Origin of the sequence: Actinocrinis sp. (assembly GCF_035946395.1) — a bacterium.
GTDB lineage: Bacteria > Actinomycetota > Actinomycetes > Streptomycetales > Catenulisporaceae > Actinocrinis.
This window is the reverse complement of record NZ_DASYZI010000312.1, coordinates 1-16,191: the sequence shown is the minus strand read 5'-3', so window position 1 is coordinate 16,191 and position 16,191 is coordinate 1. Positions and strand designations below refer to the sequence as shown.

The following is a 16,191-nucleotide window of genomic DNA, read 5'->3' as shown; positions in this document are numbered from 1 at the left end:
TCGCCGTCGCGTTCGTGGAGGTATGCGGCCACCGCGGCATAGCGGGGCAGTGACGGGTCCAGTGCCGCAAGTGCCGCCAGGCCGGCGCGCGGTCCGTCGGCCTCGCCGACGGCGACCGCTCGGTTGAGCCGGACGATCGGGCTGTCGGTCAGGCGGGTGAGTTCGTCGTACCACTCGACGATTTGCACCCAATCGGTCTCGTCGGCGGTGAGCGCGTCGGCGTGCAGGGCGGCGATGGCGGCTTGGGCCTGGAACTCGCCGAGTCGGTCGCGGGCCAGCGCCGTCTGGAGGATCTCGACGCCTTCGGTGATCAGCGTGGTGTCCCATCGGGTGCGGTCCTGTTCGGCGAGCGGAACCAGGCTGCCGTCGGGTGCGGTCCGGGCGGCGCGCCGGGCGTGGTGGAGCAGCATGAGGGCGAGTAGGCCCGCCACCTCGGGATCATGGCTCTCCGAACTCGGCCTTGGCCTTGTGTGCGGCTGTAGGCTCGTCCGCCGCTGCGCGTCAACCGACCCTGCGCTGCCAGCCGTGGTCGAGTTCGAAGAGGGAGAGTGGTCGATCATGGTCGCGAGCTGTCGGGTGAGCCGGATGGCTTCGGCGGCCAAGTCGACGTCGCCGCTGTAGCCCTCATTGAAGACCAGGTAGAGGACGCGCAGTACGGTCGCGACGTCACCGGGCCGGTCGAGCCGCACGCCGGAGACGGTGCGTTTGGCGCGGCTGATGCGCTGCGCCATGGTCGGCTCGGGTACCAGGTAGGCCTGGGCGATCTGGCGGGTCGTCAGGCCGCCGACGGCGCGCAGCGTGAGCGCGACCGCGGACGCCGGGGCCAGCGAGGGGTGGGCGCACAGGAAGTAGAGCCGGAGCGTGTCGTCCACGGCGGGCACCGGACCGGCGGAAGGCGCGTCCTGCACGGCGAGTTCGCGCCCCCGCCGCGACGCCTCGGAGCGCGCGGCGTCGAGGAACCTGTGCCAGGCGGCCGTGACGAGCCAGGCCTTCGGATCGCGCGGCGGATCGTCCGGCCAGGTTTCCAGCGCGCGGATCAGCGCCTCCTGCACCGCATCCTCGGCCGACGCGAAGTCGGCTCCGCGCCGGACGAGGATGGCGATCACCGCGGGCACGAGCTCCCGCAGCAGCGACTCGTTCACTCGGTTACCGTGGGCGCCAAGGCCAGGAACGGGCGCAGTTCGAGCCATTCGTGGATCGGCTTTCCGCCCGCGCCGGGAGCGGCCGACAGTTCCCCGGCCAGCTCAAGGGCGCGCTCGTAGCTGTCGACGTCGATCACCATCCAGCCGGCGATCAGATCCTTGGTCTCGGCGAACGGGCCGTCGGTGACCGGCGGGCGGCCCTCGCCGCCGTAGCGGACGAACGTGCCCTCGGGGGCGAGCGCCTGGCCGTCGACGAACTCGCCGGTCGCCTCCAGCCGGGCCGCCCAGTCGCTCATGTACTTCATGTGGGCCGAGATCTCCGCCTCGGTCCACCGGTCCATCGGCACGTCGTTGAGCGCAGCCGGGGCGCCGCGGTAGTGCTTGAGCAGCAAGTACTTGGCCATCGTGATTCTCCTGAGCGCTGTTGCGACCCATTGTGGCCGCGTTCACCGCGGAGACGGAGCCGGCCGGGCGTTCTCGACATCGCCGCCCGGATTCTTCACCCGGGTTGTCTCCGCCGGGTTGTCTCCGCTCTCGGAACTCGGCCGTGGCTGCGGTGTAGGGCCGGCCGACGCGGCGGCGGACGAGCCCGCAGCCGCACACGAGGTCCCCGGCCGAGTTCGCAGAGCCGTCAACGCGGCAAGTCGATGCCGTACTCGCGGATCTTGCGGTAGATGGTGGCCCGGGACATGCCGAGCGCGGTCGCGGCGCCGGATCGGCTGCCGCAGGCGTTGATCAGGCTCTGCACGATCGCGTCACGTTCCATGGCTTCCAGCGGCGAGAGCACGCGCCGGGTGGCGCTGCGGCAGTGCGCCGGAAGGTCGTCCGGCTGGATCGCGCCGGTGCGACGGTGTTGGACGACGGTGGCGAGGGCCGAGCGCAGCGCGGTCACGTTTCCGGGCCAGGCGTTGCGCATGAGCAATTGCAGCGCGGCCGGTGAGCACGTCAGGTTCGTGGCGGACGACAGGGACCTGAGCAGGTAGGGGACGAGCTCGGGCAGGTCCTCGATGCGGTGGCGCAGCGCGGGCGCCTCGACCGTTCCCGCGAAGACGCCGAGCAACTCGCTCTGCTCTTCGGCGAGCGCCAGGGTGTGCGTGGCGGCGATCCAGTGCCGGTGCCCGTTCCTGGCGCCCTCCTGCCGCGCCTGCTGGAGGACGGCGGTCAGGGCGCGGCCGGCGGCGGGGGAGAGGCGGTCGATGTGCCGCAGGACGAGCGTGCTCGGCCGGTCGCGCAGTTCCCGCTGCACGGCGGCGAGGAACTCGGACGGACGGGTGGCGTGCTCGGCGTCGAGGACGCGGAAGCGGCCGGCCGGGTCGTGGCGCAGGTGCACGGCCCGCAGCAGCGCCAGCTTTCCGGTGCCCGCCTCGCCCCGGACGGTCACCCACTGGCCGGTCGTGTAGTGCCGGTCCGTCTCGTCGCAGGCCCGCCGCCATGCGGGCGAGGAACCTGCCACGCCCGGAAGCACGATGCCCGCCGGGCTTGCGGCGGTGCGGGCCGCCGGGTCGGGTTCGCAGAGGCGGACCTCGACGACCGCTCCGACCGGCGTGGAACCCACGTACACCACCTGCCGGGCGAGCCTGGCTCTGGTGCCGCTGGGCAGTTCGACCTCGTCGACGGCGCCGCGCTGCTGCGGCTCCTGGAGCGGGCCGGCCGATTCCGCGGCACAGGCGAGCAGGGCCGCCTGGTCGGCGGGCGTGAGGGCGTCGCGGGCGTGGTCGTTCATCATGACGACGTCGGTGGTCAGGGCGAACACGATGCGCCCGGGACGCCTGGTGGCCTTGAGATAGGCGTGCAGGAGTGCGGTCTCCCGCAGCCCGGTGTGGGTGACCAGTTCCCGCTCGATGTGCTGCGCGGTGTTGCGGGCCAGCGCGAGCAGCAGCGGGCCGGCGTCCTCGCTCCAGCACGTCAGGTCCAGGACGCCGAGCAGGCGGCCGGTGAGCGGGTGGCGGACGGGCACGCCGGCGCAGCCGAGGCTTTCGAGGTTCGACGCGTAATGCTCGTGCCCGAAGACGCCGGTGGCCTGGCCGCCTTCCAGCGCGGTGCCTATGCCGTTGGTGCCGACGAATTGCTCCGCGTAGCTGAATCCGGGGGCCAGCTGCACGCGGTCGAGCTCCCGCCGCAGTTCGGGGTCGCCGGTACGGCGGTCAAGCACCACGCCTTGGGCGTCGGTGAGGATGATGCTCACCGCCGAGTCGGCGGTCTGCTCCGTCAGCCGCTTGAGCACCGGGCCCGCGCTGTGGACCAGCGGGACGTGCGGATCCGGGTCGCGCACGTAGGGCAGCTCGATCTGGTCGGCCGCGACCTTCCAGTCGCGCGAGCGCGACCAGGACGCGGCGATGATCTGCCGCACGCCCCCGGTGTCGATGGCGCCGGCGCTGATGAACTTCTCCCGCGCCCGGGCGAGCCGGCCGGAGGGCACGATGACGGCTTCCGGCGGGCCCGGGCTCTCTAAGTTGGCCGACGGCACTGTCGCCTCCCTGCATGGGCCGCACCCCATTGCTTTCGGAGAGTAGCAATGTCGTTTCCCCGACGTAAACGGAATGCGGAAAAAGGGCTCTGACCGGCTGTCTCAGATTGAGACGGCGCGGCCGTCCCGGCCGGGTTGTCATGGGTGGCGCAAGGCGCACCTTCCCCGCCACAGGAGGCACGCAGTGAGCCGACAGAGTCTGAGCAAGGCGCACAAGAAGATCACCGAACTGTCCTGGGAGCCGACCTTCGCCACACCCGCCAACCGGTTCGGCACCGACTACAAGTTCGACAAGGCACCGAAGAAGGACCCGCTCAAGCAGATCCTGCGCTCCTACTTCCCGATGGAGGAGGAGAAGGACAACCGTGTGTACGGCGCGATGGACGGCGCGATCCGCGGCAACATGTTCCGCCAGGTGCAGGAGCGGTGGATGGAATGGCAGAAGCTGTTCCTCTCGATCATCCCGTTCCCGGAGATCTCCGCCGCCCGGGCCATGCCGATGGCGATCGACGCGGTCCCGAACCCCGAGATCCACAACGGCCTGGCTGTGCAGATGATCGACGAGGTCCGCCACTCGACGATCCAGATGAACCTCAAGCGCCTGTACATGAACCACTACATCGACCCCGCCGGGTTCGACATCACCGAGAAGGCGTTCGCGAACAACTACGCGGGCACCATCGGTCGGCAGTTCGGCGAGGGGTTCATCACCGGCGACGCGATCACGGCCGCGAACATCTACCTGACCGTCGTCGCGGAGACCGCGTTCACCAACACCCTGTTCGTCGCGATGCCCTCCGAGGCCGCGGCCAACGGCGACTACCTGCTGCCGACGGTCTTCCACTCGGTGCAGTCGGACGAGTCCCGGCACATCTCCAACGGCTACTCGATCCTGCTGATGGCGCTCGCGGACGAGGACAACCGCCAGCTGCTGGAACGGGATCTGCGCTACGCGTGGTGGAACAACCACTGCGTCGTCGACGCGGCGATCGGCACGTTCATCGAGTACGGATCCAAGGACCGGCGCAAGGACCGCGACAGCTACGCGCAGATGTGGCGCCGGTGGATCTACGACGACTACTACCGCAGCTACCTGATCCCGCTGGAGAAGTACGGCCTGGTCATCCCGCACGACCTGGTCGAGGAGGCGTGGAACCGGATCTACGAGAAACACTACGTGCACCGGGTCGCGCAGTTCTTCGCCACCGGCTGGCCGGTCAACTACTGGCGCATCGACCCGATGACCGACCGCGACTTCGAGTGGTTCGAGGAGAAGTACCCGGGCTGGTACAACCAGTTCGGCCGCTGGTGGGAGGCGTACAACCGGCTGCGCTACCCGGGGCGCAACAAGCCGATCGCGTTCGAGGAGGTCGGGTACGAGTACCCGCACCGCTGCTGGACGTGCATGGTGCCGTGCCTGATCCGCGAGGACATGGTCGTCGACGAGGTCGACGACCAGTGGCGCACCTACTGCTCCGAGACCTGCCACTGGACCGACAAGACGGCGTTCCGCCCCGAGTACGAGGGGCGCGCGACCCCGAACATGGGCCGGCTGACCGGCGCGCGGGAGTGGGAGACGCTGCACCATGGCCAGGACCTCGCCGACATCATCGCCAAGCTCGGCTACGTGCGCGACGACGGCAGGACGCTGATCCCGCAGCCGCACCTGGACCTGGACGACCCGAAGAAGCTGTGGACGCTCGACGACATGCGCGGCATCACCTTCAACAGCCCCAACGTGCTGCTGAACCAGATGTCGCCCGCGCAGCGCGAGGCGCACGTCGCCGCGTACCGGGCCAACGCCAACGTCACCCCGGTCGGCTGAGCCCGATCCGCCGGTCGTGATCGGTAGGACACGGCCCCAGACTGGTCCCCGCCGCGGCCTGATCGTCGCGGCGGTCGCGGCGGGGACCCTCCAAGAATCAGCGAGGAGCAAGCAGACCCATGGGCGACACGCACAAGGTCCGGTTCGAGCCCGTCGGCATCGAGATCGACGTCGCCGAGGACGAGACGGTCCTCAACGCCGCCTTCCGGCAGGGCGTGATGCTGATCCACGGCTGCAAGGAAGGCCAGTGCTCGGCGTGCAAGTCCTTCCTGCTCGACGGCGACCTACAGATGGCCCGCTACTCCACCTTCGCCCTGCCCGACTTCGAGAAGGACGAGGGCTACGTCCTGCTGTGCCGGTCGCACGTCTACGCCGACACCGAGATCGAGCTGGTCAACTACGACGAGGACATGATCCGCTCCGGCCTGCCGGTGGTCGCCGAGCGCGCCGAGGTGGCGCACCTGGCGCAGCTCACGCACGACATCAGCCTGCTGCGGCTGGCGCTGCCGGCCGGGTCCCCGTTCCGATTCCACCCGGGTCAGTACGTGGACATCACCGTCCCCGGTACCGCCGAGCACCGCTCGTTCTCGATGGCCAACACGTCCCCGGCGGACGGCTACCTCGAATTCATCATCAAGCGCTACCCGGGCGGCGCGTTCTCCGGCCTGCTGGAGAACGGCCTTGCCGTCGGCGACGGGCTTGACCTGCGCGGACCGTACGGCAGCTTCACCCTGCGCGTCGCCTCCGACCGCCGCCTGGTGTTCGTCGGCGGGGGCGCCGGCATGGCCCCGATCCTGGCGCTGCTGCGGCAGATGGCGGACAGCGGCAGCGAGCGCGAAGCCGTGTACTACTACGGCGCCCGCACCGAGCGCGACCTGTTCCACCTCGACGAACTCATGGACCTGGCGCTGCGGCTGCCCGGGTTCACGTTCGTGCCCTGCCTGTCGGAGTCCCGGCCCACCGACTGGAGGGGCGAGGCCGGCCTGGTCACCGACGTGCTCGCCCGCGGGGAGGACCGCCTCGCCGACTGCGACGTGTACCTGTGCGGCCCCCCGCCGATGATCGACGCCGCACTACCGATGCTGGCCGGCCTCGGCGTGCCCGACAGCCAGATCTTCTACGACAAGTTCACCACGACTAGCGCTTGAGAGAGGTGCCGCTCATGGCTTCCACCCAGCAGGCCCCGAGGAGCTTCCCGAGCATCGAGTTCACCGGAGCCGAGGCGGGGCTGAAGGAGTTCCCGGGCTCCGCAAGCCGCTCCTACAACTACTTCACCCCGCAGCGGGCGCGGGCGACCATGTACGAGGACGTCACCGTCGACGTGCAGCCCGATCCCGAACGGCACCTGAGCCAGGGCTGGATCTACGGGTTCGCCGACGGCAAGGGCGGCTACCCCAAGGACTGGACCTGGCTGCGCTCGGCCGACTGGCACCGCTTCCTCGACCCGAACGAGGAGTGGGAGCAGACGATCTACCGCAACAACTCCAACGTGGTGCGGCAGATCCAGCTCAACCTACAGAACGCGAAGAACGCCGGCGCCTACAGCACCTGGACGGGCACCTGGGTCACGTTCCTGGAACGGCACCTCGGCGCGTGGATGCACGCCGAGCACGGCTTGGGCATGCACGTGTTCACCTCCGAGCAGCGCTCCGCGCCCACCAACATGATCAACACCGCGATCGCGGTGAACAGCGCGCACAAGCTGCGCTTCGCCCAGGACCTGGCCCTGTACAACCTGGACCTCTCCGAGGCCGGCATCGGCTTCGACGGCGCCGCGCACAAGCAGGTATGGCACCACGACCCGGTCTGGCAGGGCGTGCGCGAGAACGTCGAGCGGCTGACCGCCATCGAGGACTGGGCCGAGTCGCTGTTCGCCACGAACGTGGTCTTCGAGCAACTGGTCGGGGCGCTGTTCCGCAGCCACCTGGTGATGCAGGTCTCCGCACGCAACAACGACTACGTCACCCCGACGCTGGTCGGCACCGGCGAGCACGACTACGACCGCGACCTGCGCTACACCCGCGCCCTGTTCCGGATGCTGACCGCGGACGAGGCGCACGGCGCGCACAACCGCGGGGTGTTGCAGCAGTGGCTGGAGCGCTGGGTCCCGCTCAGCGTGGCCGCCGCGCGCACGCTACAGCCGATCTGGTCCCAGCCGAGCGACCGGAGCGTCACGTTCGCCACCTCCTTCCAGGTCGCGGCCTCGGGCCTGCGCTCCGTGCTCGCCGACCTGGACCTGACCGAGCCGAAGGGACTGGACAAGTGACCGCCAGCACCAGCAGCGCCAACTCAGCGTTCGACGTCAACCGCACCTTCTCCAACATGTGTGGCGTCACCCTGATGAACAACCAGAACGGGCACGTCGTCGCCGCGGTCATGCGGGCCAAGGACGGCGTGAGCGTCGAGGAGTACCCGTCGATGATCCGCGTCGACGGCGTCGGCTCGCTCCTGTTCGACTTCGACGAGATCACCGAGGCCATCGGCTTCGAGTTCGACCAGTCGGACTTCGAGGAGATCATGTCGACCCACTACGGGCGGATGGTCCACTTCGACGACAAGACCATGCTCTTCGCCAGCCCCGAGGCGGCGGCGCAGTACATCGACTTCGACCTCAAGCCGGTCCGGTAGACCCGGCGTCCACACGGCACCATCCCACCCCCCCACGAAGAGGAGCAGGTACTCCCATGTACAGCAAGGACGGAGTGGATTACTTCGTGGTCGACGGCCACATCCACTTCTGGGACGCCAGCGAGCAGAACACCGCCAACCGGTACGGCGAGGGCTTCATCCGCTGCTTCTACGACTACCAGCGCAACCTGAGCCCGGCGCAGTGGGTGTGGCCGCTGGAGAAGTTCCGCAAGTACTCCGAGGGCGACCTCGTCCACGACCTGTTCGACACCGGATACGTGGACGTGGGCATCTTCCAGCCCACCTACCTCTCGGAGTTCTACACCAAGGGCTTCAACACCACCGAGGACAACGGGCTGATCGCCGAGAAGCACCCGGGCCGCCTCATCGTCAACGGCTCCTGGGATCCGCGCGCCGGCGAAGCAGGGCTCGGCGACCTTGAGCGTCTCGCCGACCGCTGGCGACTGCGCGGCGTCAAGCTCTACACCGCGGAGTGGCGCGGCGACTCCAAGGGCTGGAAGCTGACCGACCCGATGGCCCAGGAGTACCTGGCCAAGTGCGCCGATCTCGGCATCCGCAACATCCACGTGCACAAGGGCCCGACCATCTGGCCGCTGAACCGTGACGCCTTCGACGTCGCCGACATCGACCACGCGGCGACCGCGTTCCCCGAGCTCAACTTCATCGTGGAGCACTCCGGGCTGCCGCGGCTTGAGGACTTCTGCTGGATCGCCACGCAGGAGCCGAACGTGTACGCGGGCCTGTCGGTCGTCATGCCGTTCATCCACTCGCGGCCGCGCTACTTCGCGCAGGTGCTTGGCGAGCTGCTCTACTGGCTGGACGAGGACCGGATCAGCTTCGGCAGCGACTACGCGATCTGGAGCCCGCGCTGGCTGATCGAGCAGTTCGTCGACTTCCAGATCCCCGAGGACCTACAGTCCGAGTACGGGGTGCTGACCACCGACGTCAAGCGCAAGATCCTCGGGCTGAACCTGGCCCGGCTGTACGACATCGAGGTCCCCGAGCGCGCGCGGATCCACGCCGAGCCCGCCGCAGTAGGAAGCGTTGCGGTGGGAAGCGCTGCGGGAGGCGCGGGACGATGAGCGCCCCCACCATCGCCGTGCCGCTGAGCACCGAGACGGAGATCATCGGCTCCGCCACGGAACTCATCGGCATCGGCGAGCAGCGCCTCGGCGAGGTGGCCGCCGCCCTGGCCGGCGTGCTGGATCCCGAACTGGACCGGCCGATCACCGAGCTCGGATTCGTCCGCGGCATCACGGTAAGCGACGCCGACGTGAAGGTACGACTGCGGCTGCCCACCTATTTCTGCGCCCCGAACTTCGCGTGGCTGATGGTGGACGACTGCCAGCGGACGCTGGCCGCACTGCCGTGGTCGCGGCAGGTCACCGTCGTGCTCGAAGACCACTTCGCCGCGGCCGAGATCAACCGGGGCGTCGCGGCCGGCGAGCGTTTCGCCGACGCGTTCCCCCTGCTGGCCGACGCGGACGGCCTCCAGGAACTTCGTGCGAAATTCCTGCGCAAGGGGCTGCTCGCCGCGCAGGCGTGCGCCGTGACCCGGCTCCAGGAGAGCGGCTGGACCGACATCCGGATCGCCGGCGCCACCCTCGGCGAACTGCCGCGCGCGCAGGCGGCGAAGCTGATCCGCCGTCGCACCACCCTCGGCCTGACCGCCGAGGCGGGCGACCCGGCCTTCACCGACGAGCACGGCGCGCCGGTCCCGGCCGAAGCGATGCGGGACCATCTGCGCCGCTGCCGGACCACCGCGGTCGGCGTCAGCGCCAACAACCAGATCTGCCAGGGCCTGCTCGCCGCCCGCTACGGCGACGGCGACAGCGGCTCGGACGGCGAGGTTCGATTCGTCGACCGGCCCGAAGGAGGGATCCGATGAAGGCCGTACGCCTGCACGCCTACCATCGCACCCCGACCGTGGACGAGGTGCCCGAGCCGAAGATCACCGGGCCGCTCGACGTGATCGTCCGCGTCGGCGGGGCCGGAGTGTGCCGCACGGACCTGCACATCGTGGAAGGCCAGTGGGAGGCCAAATCGGGTGTCGCGCTCCCGTACATCCAAGGGCACGAAAACGCCGGTTGGGTGCACGAGGTCGGCAGCGCCGTCACCAACGTCGCGGTCGGCGACGCGGTGATCCTGCACCCGCTGGCCACCTGCGGACTGTGCGCGGCGTGCCGGCGCGGCGACGACGTGCACTGCGAGAACTCCGCGTTCCCCGGCATCGACTCCGACGGCGGCTTCGCCGAGCTGATCCGCACCAGTGCCCGCTCCGTGGTGAAGCTCGCCCCCGGGCTGCGGCCCGAGGCCGTCGCAGCGCTCGCAGATGCGGGGCTGACGGCGTATCACGCGGCGAAGAAGGCCGCCGCGCGGCTGCGGCCGGGCGACCGGGCGGTGGTCATCGGCGCCGGAGGGCTCGGGCACATCGGCATCCAGGTGCTGCGTGCGCTCTCCCCTGCGGAGCTGATCGTCGTGGACAGTTCGCCCGACGCGCTCGTGCTCGCGCAGACCGTGGGAGCGCACCACTCGGTGCCCGTCGACGGCAGGCAGGTCGAGAGCGTCCTCGACTTGACCGCCGGTGGTCGCGGCGCGCAGGTGGTGCTGGACTTCGTCGGCGAGAAGGGTTCGCTCGCCGACGGCGTCGGGATGCTGCGCCGCGCCGGGGACTACCACGTCATCGGCTACGGCGGGGTGCTCAGCGTCCCCACCATCGACATCATCTCCACCGAGATCAACTTCGTCGGCAACCTGGTCGGCTCGTACACCGACCTGGTCGAGCTGATGGCCCTGGCCGCCCGCGGCCTGGTCACCCTGCACACCGTCACCTACCCGCTGGAGGCGGCGCCCCAAGCGCTGGACGACCTCGACCGCGGGCTGGTGCGTGGGCGAGCCATCCTCGTGCCCTGATCACCTGGGACCCGGAGCACCTGGACCAGCCCGACCCGAGACCCTGTCCAACCAGGAGCCTGGTCCGACCCTGAACCCAGTCCAACCCTGAGCCCAGTCCAACCCTGAACCCCGACCGGCCGACATCCCGCCAGTCGAAACCCCGACCGCCCGAAACGCGGTGGCGGCGGCCCGTCCTCACTCTCAGGGCGCCTTCAGGGGCCGCGCCCCCGGGCCGCCGCCGCCGCACCTTCGCGCACCCTACGCACACTTCGTGCGTCTTCGCCCCCTGCTCCAGCGCCGCCCGGCGCAGCGATGTCCGGAAAGGACGTAGTGAGATGGCCAAGGATCTGCGTTTCAACGTCGAAGCCCGGCAGCTCCTGGAGCAGGGCGTGAACGCCCTGGCGGACGCCGTGAAGGTGACGCTGGGGCCGAAGGGGCGCAACGCCGTCATCGAGAAGCTCACCGGCCCGCCCACCATCACCAACGACGGCGTCACCATCGCCCGGGAGATCCAGCTGCGCGACCCCTTCGCGAACATGGGCGCCCAGCTGGTCAAAGAGGTCGCCATGAAGACCAACGGCGCGGCCGGCGACGGCACTACCACCGCGACGGTCCTGGCGCAGGCCCTGGTCCGCGAGGGGCTCATGGCCGTGGAGGCGGGCGCCAACCCGATGCTGCTCAAGTCCGGCATCCACCAGGCCGTCCAAGCCGTGGTCGGCTCCCTCGCCGGTCAGGCCCGGCGGATCGGCGGCCAGGCGGACCTCGCCCACGTGGCCGCGCTCTCCGCGAACAACGACACCGAGATCGGTTCGGTCATCGCCGCCGCGATGGGCCGCGTCGGCGAGACCGGCGTGGTCACCGTCGAGGAGTCACCCGGCATCGGCCTGGACGTGACCTTCATCGACGGCGTCGAATTCGACCACGGATATCTGTCACCGTATATGGTGACCGACCGGGACCGGATGGAGACGGTCTTCGAGGACCCCTACATCCTGCTGACGAACGAGAAGATCACCACCGTCCGGGCCCTGATGCCGGTCCTCGAACAGGTCACTCGGGCCGGTGGCCCCTTGGTCGTCCTCGCCGAGACCGTCGACGGCCCCGCGCTCGGCATGCTGGTCACCAACAACGTGCACGGCACCTTCCGCTCCGTCGCCGTGCGTGCGCCCGGCTTCGGGCACCGCCGCGTCGCCGAACTCGAAGATCTCGCCGTGTTCACCGGCGGGCAGGTCGTGACCACCCAGGCCGGGCTCAGCCTGGAATCCGTGCGCCTCTCTCAGCTCGGACGCTGTCGCAGGATCACCGTCGCCGAGAACGGCACCACCCTCGTCGGCGGCGCCGGCTCGGAGCAGGACACGATCGCCCGTATCGAGCAGCTCAAGCGCGAGTACGAGCGCTGCGAGAACGAGCACGACCGGGACAGCCTCCAACTGCGCATCGCCCGCCTGTCCGGCAGCGTCGCGCTGATCAGGGTCGGGGCCGCGACCACGGTGGAGCTCAAGGAGATCCAGCACCGGGTCGAGGACTCGCTCGCCGCCACCCGGGCCGCGCTGGAGGAGGGCATCGTCGCCGGCGGCGGCACCGCCCTCGCCCAAGCAGCCCTCGAACTCGACCGCCTCGACCTGTCCGGCGACAGGGCCGTCGGGCGTGACATCGTCCGCCGCGCGCTCGCCGAACCGCTGCGCTGGATCGCGATCAACGCCGGATTCGACGGCCAGCAGGTGCACGACCACGTGATCGGCCTACCGGCCGGCCAAGGCTTCGACGCGCTCACCGGCGAGTACACCGACATGTTCGAGGCCGGCGTGATCGACCCGGTGAAGGTCACCCGCTGCGCTTTACAGAGCGCAGCGTCCATCGCCGCGCTGTTGCTGACCACTGAGACGCTCGTCGTCGAGGAGATCATCCAGAACCCCGGGGCCGTCGTGGCCCCCGGCTTCGGCGACCTGGCCGAGGGCATGGTCCGCCCGTCCAACATCTACTAGCCCTATCCATCAGCCCTCATCTATCAGCCCCCATCCACCAGCCGCGACTGACCAGGCACCCACCGGTCACTGGTCATTGGTTACTGGTCATTGGTTACTGGTTACTGGTCGAGCGACGAGGAGGCGGTCGCCGTGTTGATGAGCAGCCCACCCGCCCTTGCCCGCGCTTCCGCCGCCACCCGCTCCGACGCGGCCGTGCGTCTGCGGCACACGGCCAGATATCTCGGTCCGGCAGGCATCGCCGCGGTCGCGTACATCGACCCCGGCAACTTCGCCACCAACACCGCCGCCGGAGCCCGCTACGGCTTCACGCTGCTGTGGGTCGTCGTCGCCGCCAACCTGGTCGCGATGCTCGTGCAGTACCTGTCCGCCAAGCTCGGCATCGCGACCGGGATGAGCCTGCCTGAGATGTGCCGCCACCGCCTGGGCCGCCGACTCAGGATCGGGCTGTGGTTGCAGGCCGAGTTCGTCGTCATCGTCACCGACCTCGCGGAGGTGATCGGCGGCGCGCTCGGCCTGCAACTGCTGTTCCACACCCCGCCGTGGCTCGGCGGACTGCTCACCGGCGCCGCGATGATGCTGGTCCTGCTGTTCACGCAGCAGGGCCGCCGCCGCTTCGAGGCCGTCATCATCGCCTTGGTCGTCGTCGTGCTGGTCGCCTTCGCGTACCAGGCCCTCAACGCCCGAGTGAACCCCGCCGCCGCGATCCGCGGACTGGTGCCCACGTTCCGCGGCGGCGACAGCGTGCTGCTGGCGGCCGGCATCGTCGGGGCGACCGTGATGCCCCACGCGATCTATCTCCACTCCGCACTGGCCCGGGACATCGCGCCGACACCGGATACCGCCGCCGGTGTCGGCGCTGTCAGCGCCATCGGCGCCAAACGCCGCGCCGTACGCATGACCCTGATAGACGTCACCGTCGCCCTGGGCGTCGCAGCACTCATCAACGCCGCCATGCTGCTGGCTGCGACGCCGCTCGCGGGGACCGGCGCGACCTCGATCCCGGACGCCTACAACGCCTTCAAGGCCTCCTCGGGAGCCTGGACCGCGACCGTGTTCGGCATCGCCCTGCTCGCCTCCGGCCTCGCCTCGTCCTGTGTGGGCGTCTACAGCGGACAGGTCGTCATGCAGGGTTTCCTGCACCGGTCCATGCCGCTGTGGCAGCGACGCCTCATCTCACTCGTTCCGGCCCTGGCCGCGCTGGCATTCGGCCTCGACCCCACCACCGCCCTCGTCGTCAGCCAGGTCGTGGTGTCCTTCGGGGTGCCCTTCGCCATGGTGCCGCTGCTCGTCTTCACCAGTGACAGACGACTGATGGGCGCCCTCGCCAACCGCCCGGGCGTCGTGGCGGTCGCCGTCGCCGCCACGGTCCTGATCACCGCACTCAACGCCTGGCTCATCGTCAGCTCCTTGTCATGAGCGCCGATCACCCGATCCCGACGGTATGGCGGTTCATCAGCGGCCTGGTACGTCTCGTCGCCAATAGGCCGGTGCAGTTCCATAGCGGCTCTTGAACGCACGGCTGAACGCCGCCTCCGACTCGTAGCCGACCCTCTTCGCGATGAGCGTGACCGGAAGGGAGCTGTCGCGCAGCAGGTCGGTTGCGGCGTCCAGGCGTACGTGCGCGAGATAGGTGGCCGGCGGCTGCCCGACGCGAGCGGCGAACCGCGCGGCGAACGCCGACCGGGAAAGGTTGCATGCCCGGGCCAATTCCTCGACCGTCCAGTCGTGGCCGGGGTCCCGGTGGATGGCGCTCAGCGCCGGGCCGATCTGCGGATCGAACGCGCCGGCCAGCCAGTTCGGTTCGACGTCCGTGCCGGCGGCCCAGGCGCGCATGATCTGAATGAAGATCAGATCGAGGATGCGGGCGACCATCACCGCCGACCCCTGTGTGGGCGACTGCATCTCGAACACGATCATCCTGCGGGCGACTTCGAGCCCTTCGAGCGCCGGACCGCCGGCGCCGCGCAGGATGATCACAGGTGGCAGGCTCCCGAGCAGATGGCTCGCCTGCGGGTCGCCGATCGTGAAGGTTCCGCAGAGCCAGCGCGCCGGTTCGGGCTCGGGCCTGGGCTCGGGCCCGGATGCGTCGTTCTCGACTGCACCGGCACGCACAACCCCGTCCGCACGTGTGCCCACGTCGCTGATGTGGTGCGCGTCACCGCGCGGAAGCAGGATCACATCGCCACGGCTCACGTACTCGACGTGCAAGTCTGCGTCGATCCGAAGCGCGAGTTCGCCCTCTTCGATGATGTGCAGGCTGCCCGTATCGGCGAAGCCGATCGAGAAAGTCCGCGGCGGTGCGTACGCAACAATCCGATCTCCGCTCAGGCGGACGCTGCGCAGCAGCTGCGAAAGCAAGTCGGCCGACGCCTCTGGACGATCGGCAAGATTTCCCGGTGAAGCGGTCATGGTCGCTGCCCATTCCTCTAACTACGATCGAAGAACAGTGAGAGGAACCACCGAATAAAAGGGCTTAGGACCACGCCGACCTCGTCGTCCAAGCCCGGGTTCGCTCGCTTGCATCAGCCGAGACTAACGGCCAGGAGGCCAGCCATGACGGAGTATGGCAACCCAACCAAGATCACCTTCGTCTATTCCAATCCCACCGATCCGGACGCCTTCGAGGCAGCCTATGCCGACCAGCTCGCGCTGGCGCGCAAGCTCCCCGGCGTGATCCGACTCCAGACGTCGAAGGTCTGGCCCAAGCAGGACGGCAGCCCGACTCCGGCGTACCGGCTGCTGGACCTGTACTTCGCCGACTACGCGGCGGCGAGCGCCGCCGCCGCAGAGGCGGGCCCCCTCGTCAAAGCCACCGTCGAGCACGCCACCGGAGGCGTAGTGATCGCATTCGCGGAGGTCCTCGAAGACGCCTTGGCCGGATAGCACGGCCCCGGGTAGCACGGCCTGAACACGGCGAAGCCCCCGCACCGACTCAGGGTCCTCACCAAGCGACCACTGAGCAACGGGAGCGGCGCCACCGGTATGACGGGGTCCCAGAAGCCTTAGAAGCTTCCGGGACCCCGTCTCGCATATATAAAGTTCCTGGCTATTCGGGAGTTGATCTGCTCACTGCTCCGAGCGTTGCCGGGTCTGTCTACTGCTGATGGATCTTGGTCGGTCGTACGGCGATGGCCACGCGCTGTTCGGCGTCCGCGGGGGTCACCGCGGTGCCGTCGTAGCGTTCCGACAGCCGCTGGTAGAGCTTGGCTTCCGGGTCGGGGTCGA

The 16,191-nt window shown here is 69.3% G+C and carries 14 protein-coding genes; 10 read left to right on the top strand and 4 right to left on the bottom strand.

Annotation, left to right across the window (positions count from 1 at the left end; genetic code table 11):
• From VGS97_RS19020 to VGS97_RS19010, 3 genes are all read right to left on the bottom strand, one after another.
• Nucleotides 1–1,142 (bottom strand): RNA polymerase sigma factor (locus VGS97_RS19020; protein WP_326854927.1); only part of this gene is annotated, 1,142 nt, incomplete at its 3' end.
• Complete coding sequence (locus VGS97_RS19015) at nt 1,139–1,546, bottom strand: YciI family protein (RefSeq protein ID WP_326854926.1); 408 nt, start codon at nt 1,544–1,546, stop codon at nt 1,139–1,141. The genes VGS97_RS19020 and VGS97_RS19015, both read right to left, overlap by 4 nt.
• Before the next feature lie 227 nt (nt 1,547–1,773).
• Nucleotides 1,774–3,609, bottom strand: a complete 1,836-nt coding sequence (locus tag VGS97_RS19010) for a sigma-54-dependent Fis family transcriptional regulator (protein WP_326854925.1) — start codon at nt 3,607–3,609, stop codon at nt 1,774–1,776.
• A gap of 184 nt (nt 3,610–3,793) precedes the next feature.
• Between VGS97_RS19010 and VGS97_RS19005 the strand changes: the two genes are divergently transcribed.
• The 9 genes from VGS97_RS19005 (at nt 3,794) to VGS97_RS18965 (ending at nt 14,382) form a co-directional block, all read left to right on the top strand.
• Nucleotides 3,794–5,434 (top strand): hypothetical protein, encoded by a 1,641-nt coding sequence (locus tag VGS97_RS19005; protein WP_326854924.1) that lies wholly within the window; start codon nt 3,794–3,796, stop codon nt 5,432–5,434.
• A gap of 119 nt (nt 5,435–5,553) precedes the next feature.
• Nucleotides 5,554–6,582, top strand: a complete 1,029-nt coding sequence (locus VGS97_RS19000; protein ID WP_326854923.1) for an FAD-binding oxidoreductase — start codon at nt 5,554–5,556, stop codon at nt 6,580–6,582.
• A 14-nt stretch (nt 6,583–6,596) separates the two neighbouring features.
• The gene (locus VGS97_RS18995) at nt 6,597–7,700 is read left to right on the top strand and encodes an aromatic/alkene monooxygenase hydroxylase subunit beta (protein WP_326854922.1); all 1,104 of its coding nucleotides are present in this window, start codon (nt 6,597–6,599) and stop codon (nt 7,698–7,700) included.
• On the top strand, nt 7,697–8,062 hold the full coding sequence (gene mimD / locus VGS97_RS18990; protein ID WP_326854921.1) for a propane 2-monooxygenase effector subunit MimD: 366 nt from the start codon (nt 7,697–7,699) through the stop codon (nt 8,060–8,062). Before VGS97_RS18995 ends, mimD begins: the two co-directional genes overlap by 4 nt.
• Before the next feature lie 56 nt (nt 8,063–8,118).
• Complete coding sequence (locus tag VGS97_RS18985; protein ID WP_326854920.1) at nt 8,119–9,165, top strand: amidohydrolase family protein; 1,047 nt, start codon at nt 8,119–8,121, stop codon at nt 9,163–9,165.
• Entirely contained in the window at nt 9,162–9,971 is an 810-nt protein-coding gene (locus VGS97_RS18980) for an iron-sulfur cluster assembly protein (protein WP_326854919.1), read from the top strand. The genes VGS97_RS18985 and VGS97_RS18980 overlap by 4 nt, the downstream gene beginning before the upstream one ends.
• Complete coding sequence (locus VGS97_RS18975) at nt 9,968–10,996, top strand: NAD(P)-dependent alcohol dehydrogenase (protein ID WP_326854918.1); 1,029 nt, start codon at nt 9,968–9,970, stop codon at nt 10,994–10,996. The genes VGS97_RS18980 and VGS97_RS18975 overlap by 4 nt, the downstream gene beginning before the upstream one ends.
• A 317-nt stretch (nt 10,997–11,313) precedes the next feature.
• Nucleotides 11,314–12,963, top strand: coding sequence for a chaperonin GroEL (gene groL, locus VGS97_RS18970; RefSeq protein WP_326854917.1), 1,650 nt, complete (start codon nt 11,314–11,316; stop codon nt 12,961–12,963).
• Nucleotides 12,964–13,101: 138 nt separating this feature from the next.
• Nucleotides 13,102–14,382, top strand: coding sequence for an Nramp family divalent metal transporter (locus VGS97_RS18965; RefSeq protein WP_326854916.1), 1,281 nt, complete (start codon nt 13,102–13,104; stop codon nt 14,380–14,382).
• A gap of 36 nt (nt 14,383–14,418) precedes the next feature.
• Here VGS97_RS18965 and VGS97_RS18960 read toward each other — a convergent pair whose 3' ends face one another.
• Nucleotides 14,419–15,375, bottom strand: a complete 957-nt coding sequence (locus tag VGS97_RS18960; RefSeq protein ID WP_326854915.1) for an AraC family transcriptional regulator — start codon at nt 15,373–15,375, stop codon at nt 14,419–14,421.
• Nucleotides 15,376–15,519: 144 nt separating this feature from the next.
• Here VGS97_RS18960 and VGS97_RS18955 point away from each other — a divergent pair, with 144 nt between their 5' ends.
• Nucleotides 15,520–15,849, top strand: coding sequence for an EthD family reductase (locus tag VGS97_RS18955; protein ID WP_326854914.1), 330 nt, complete (start codon nt 15,520–15,522; stop codon nt 15,847–15,849).
• The last annotated feature ends 342 nt before the right edge of the window (nt 15,850–16,191 follow it).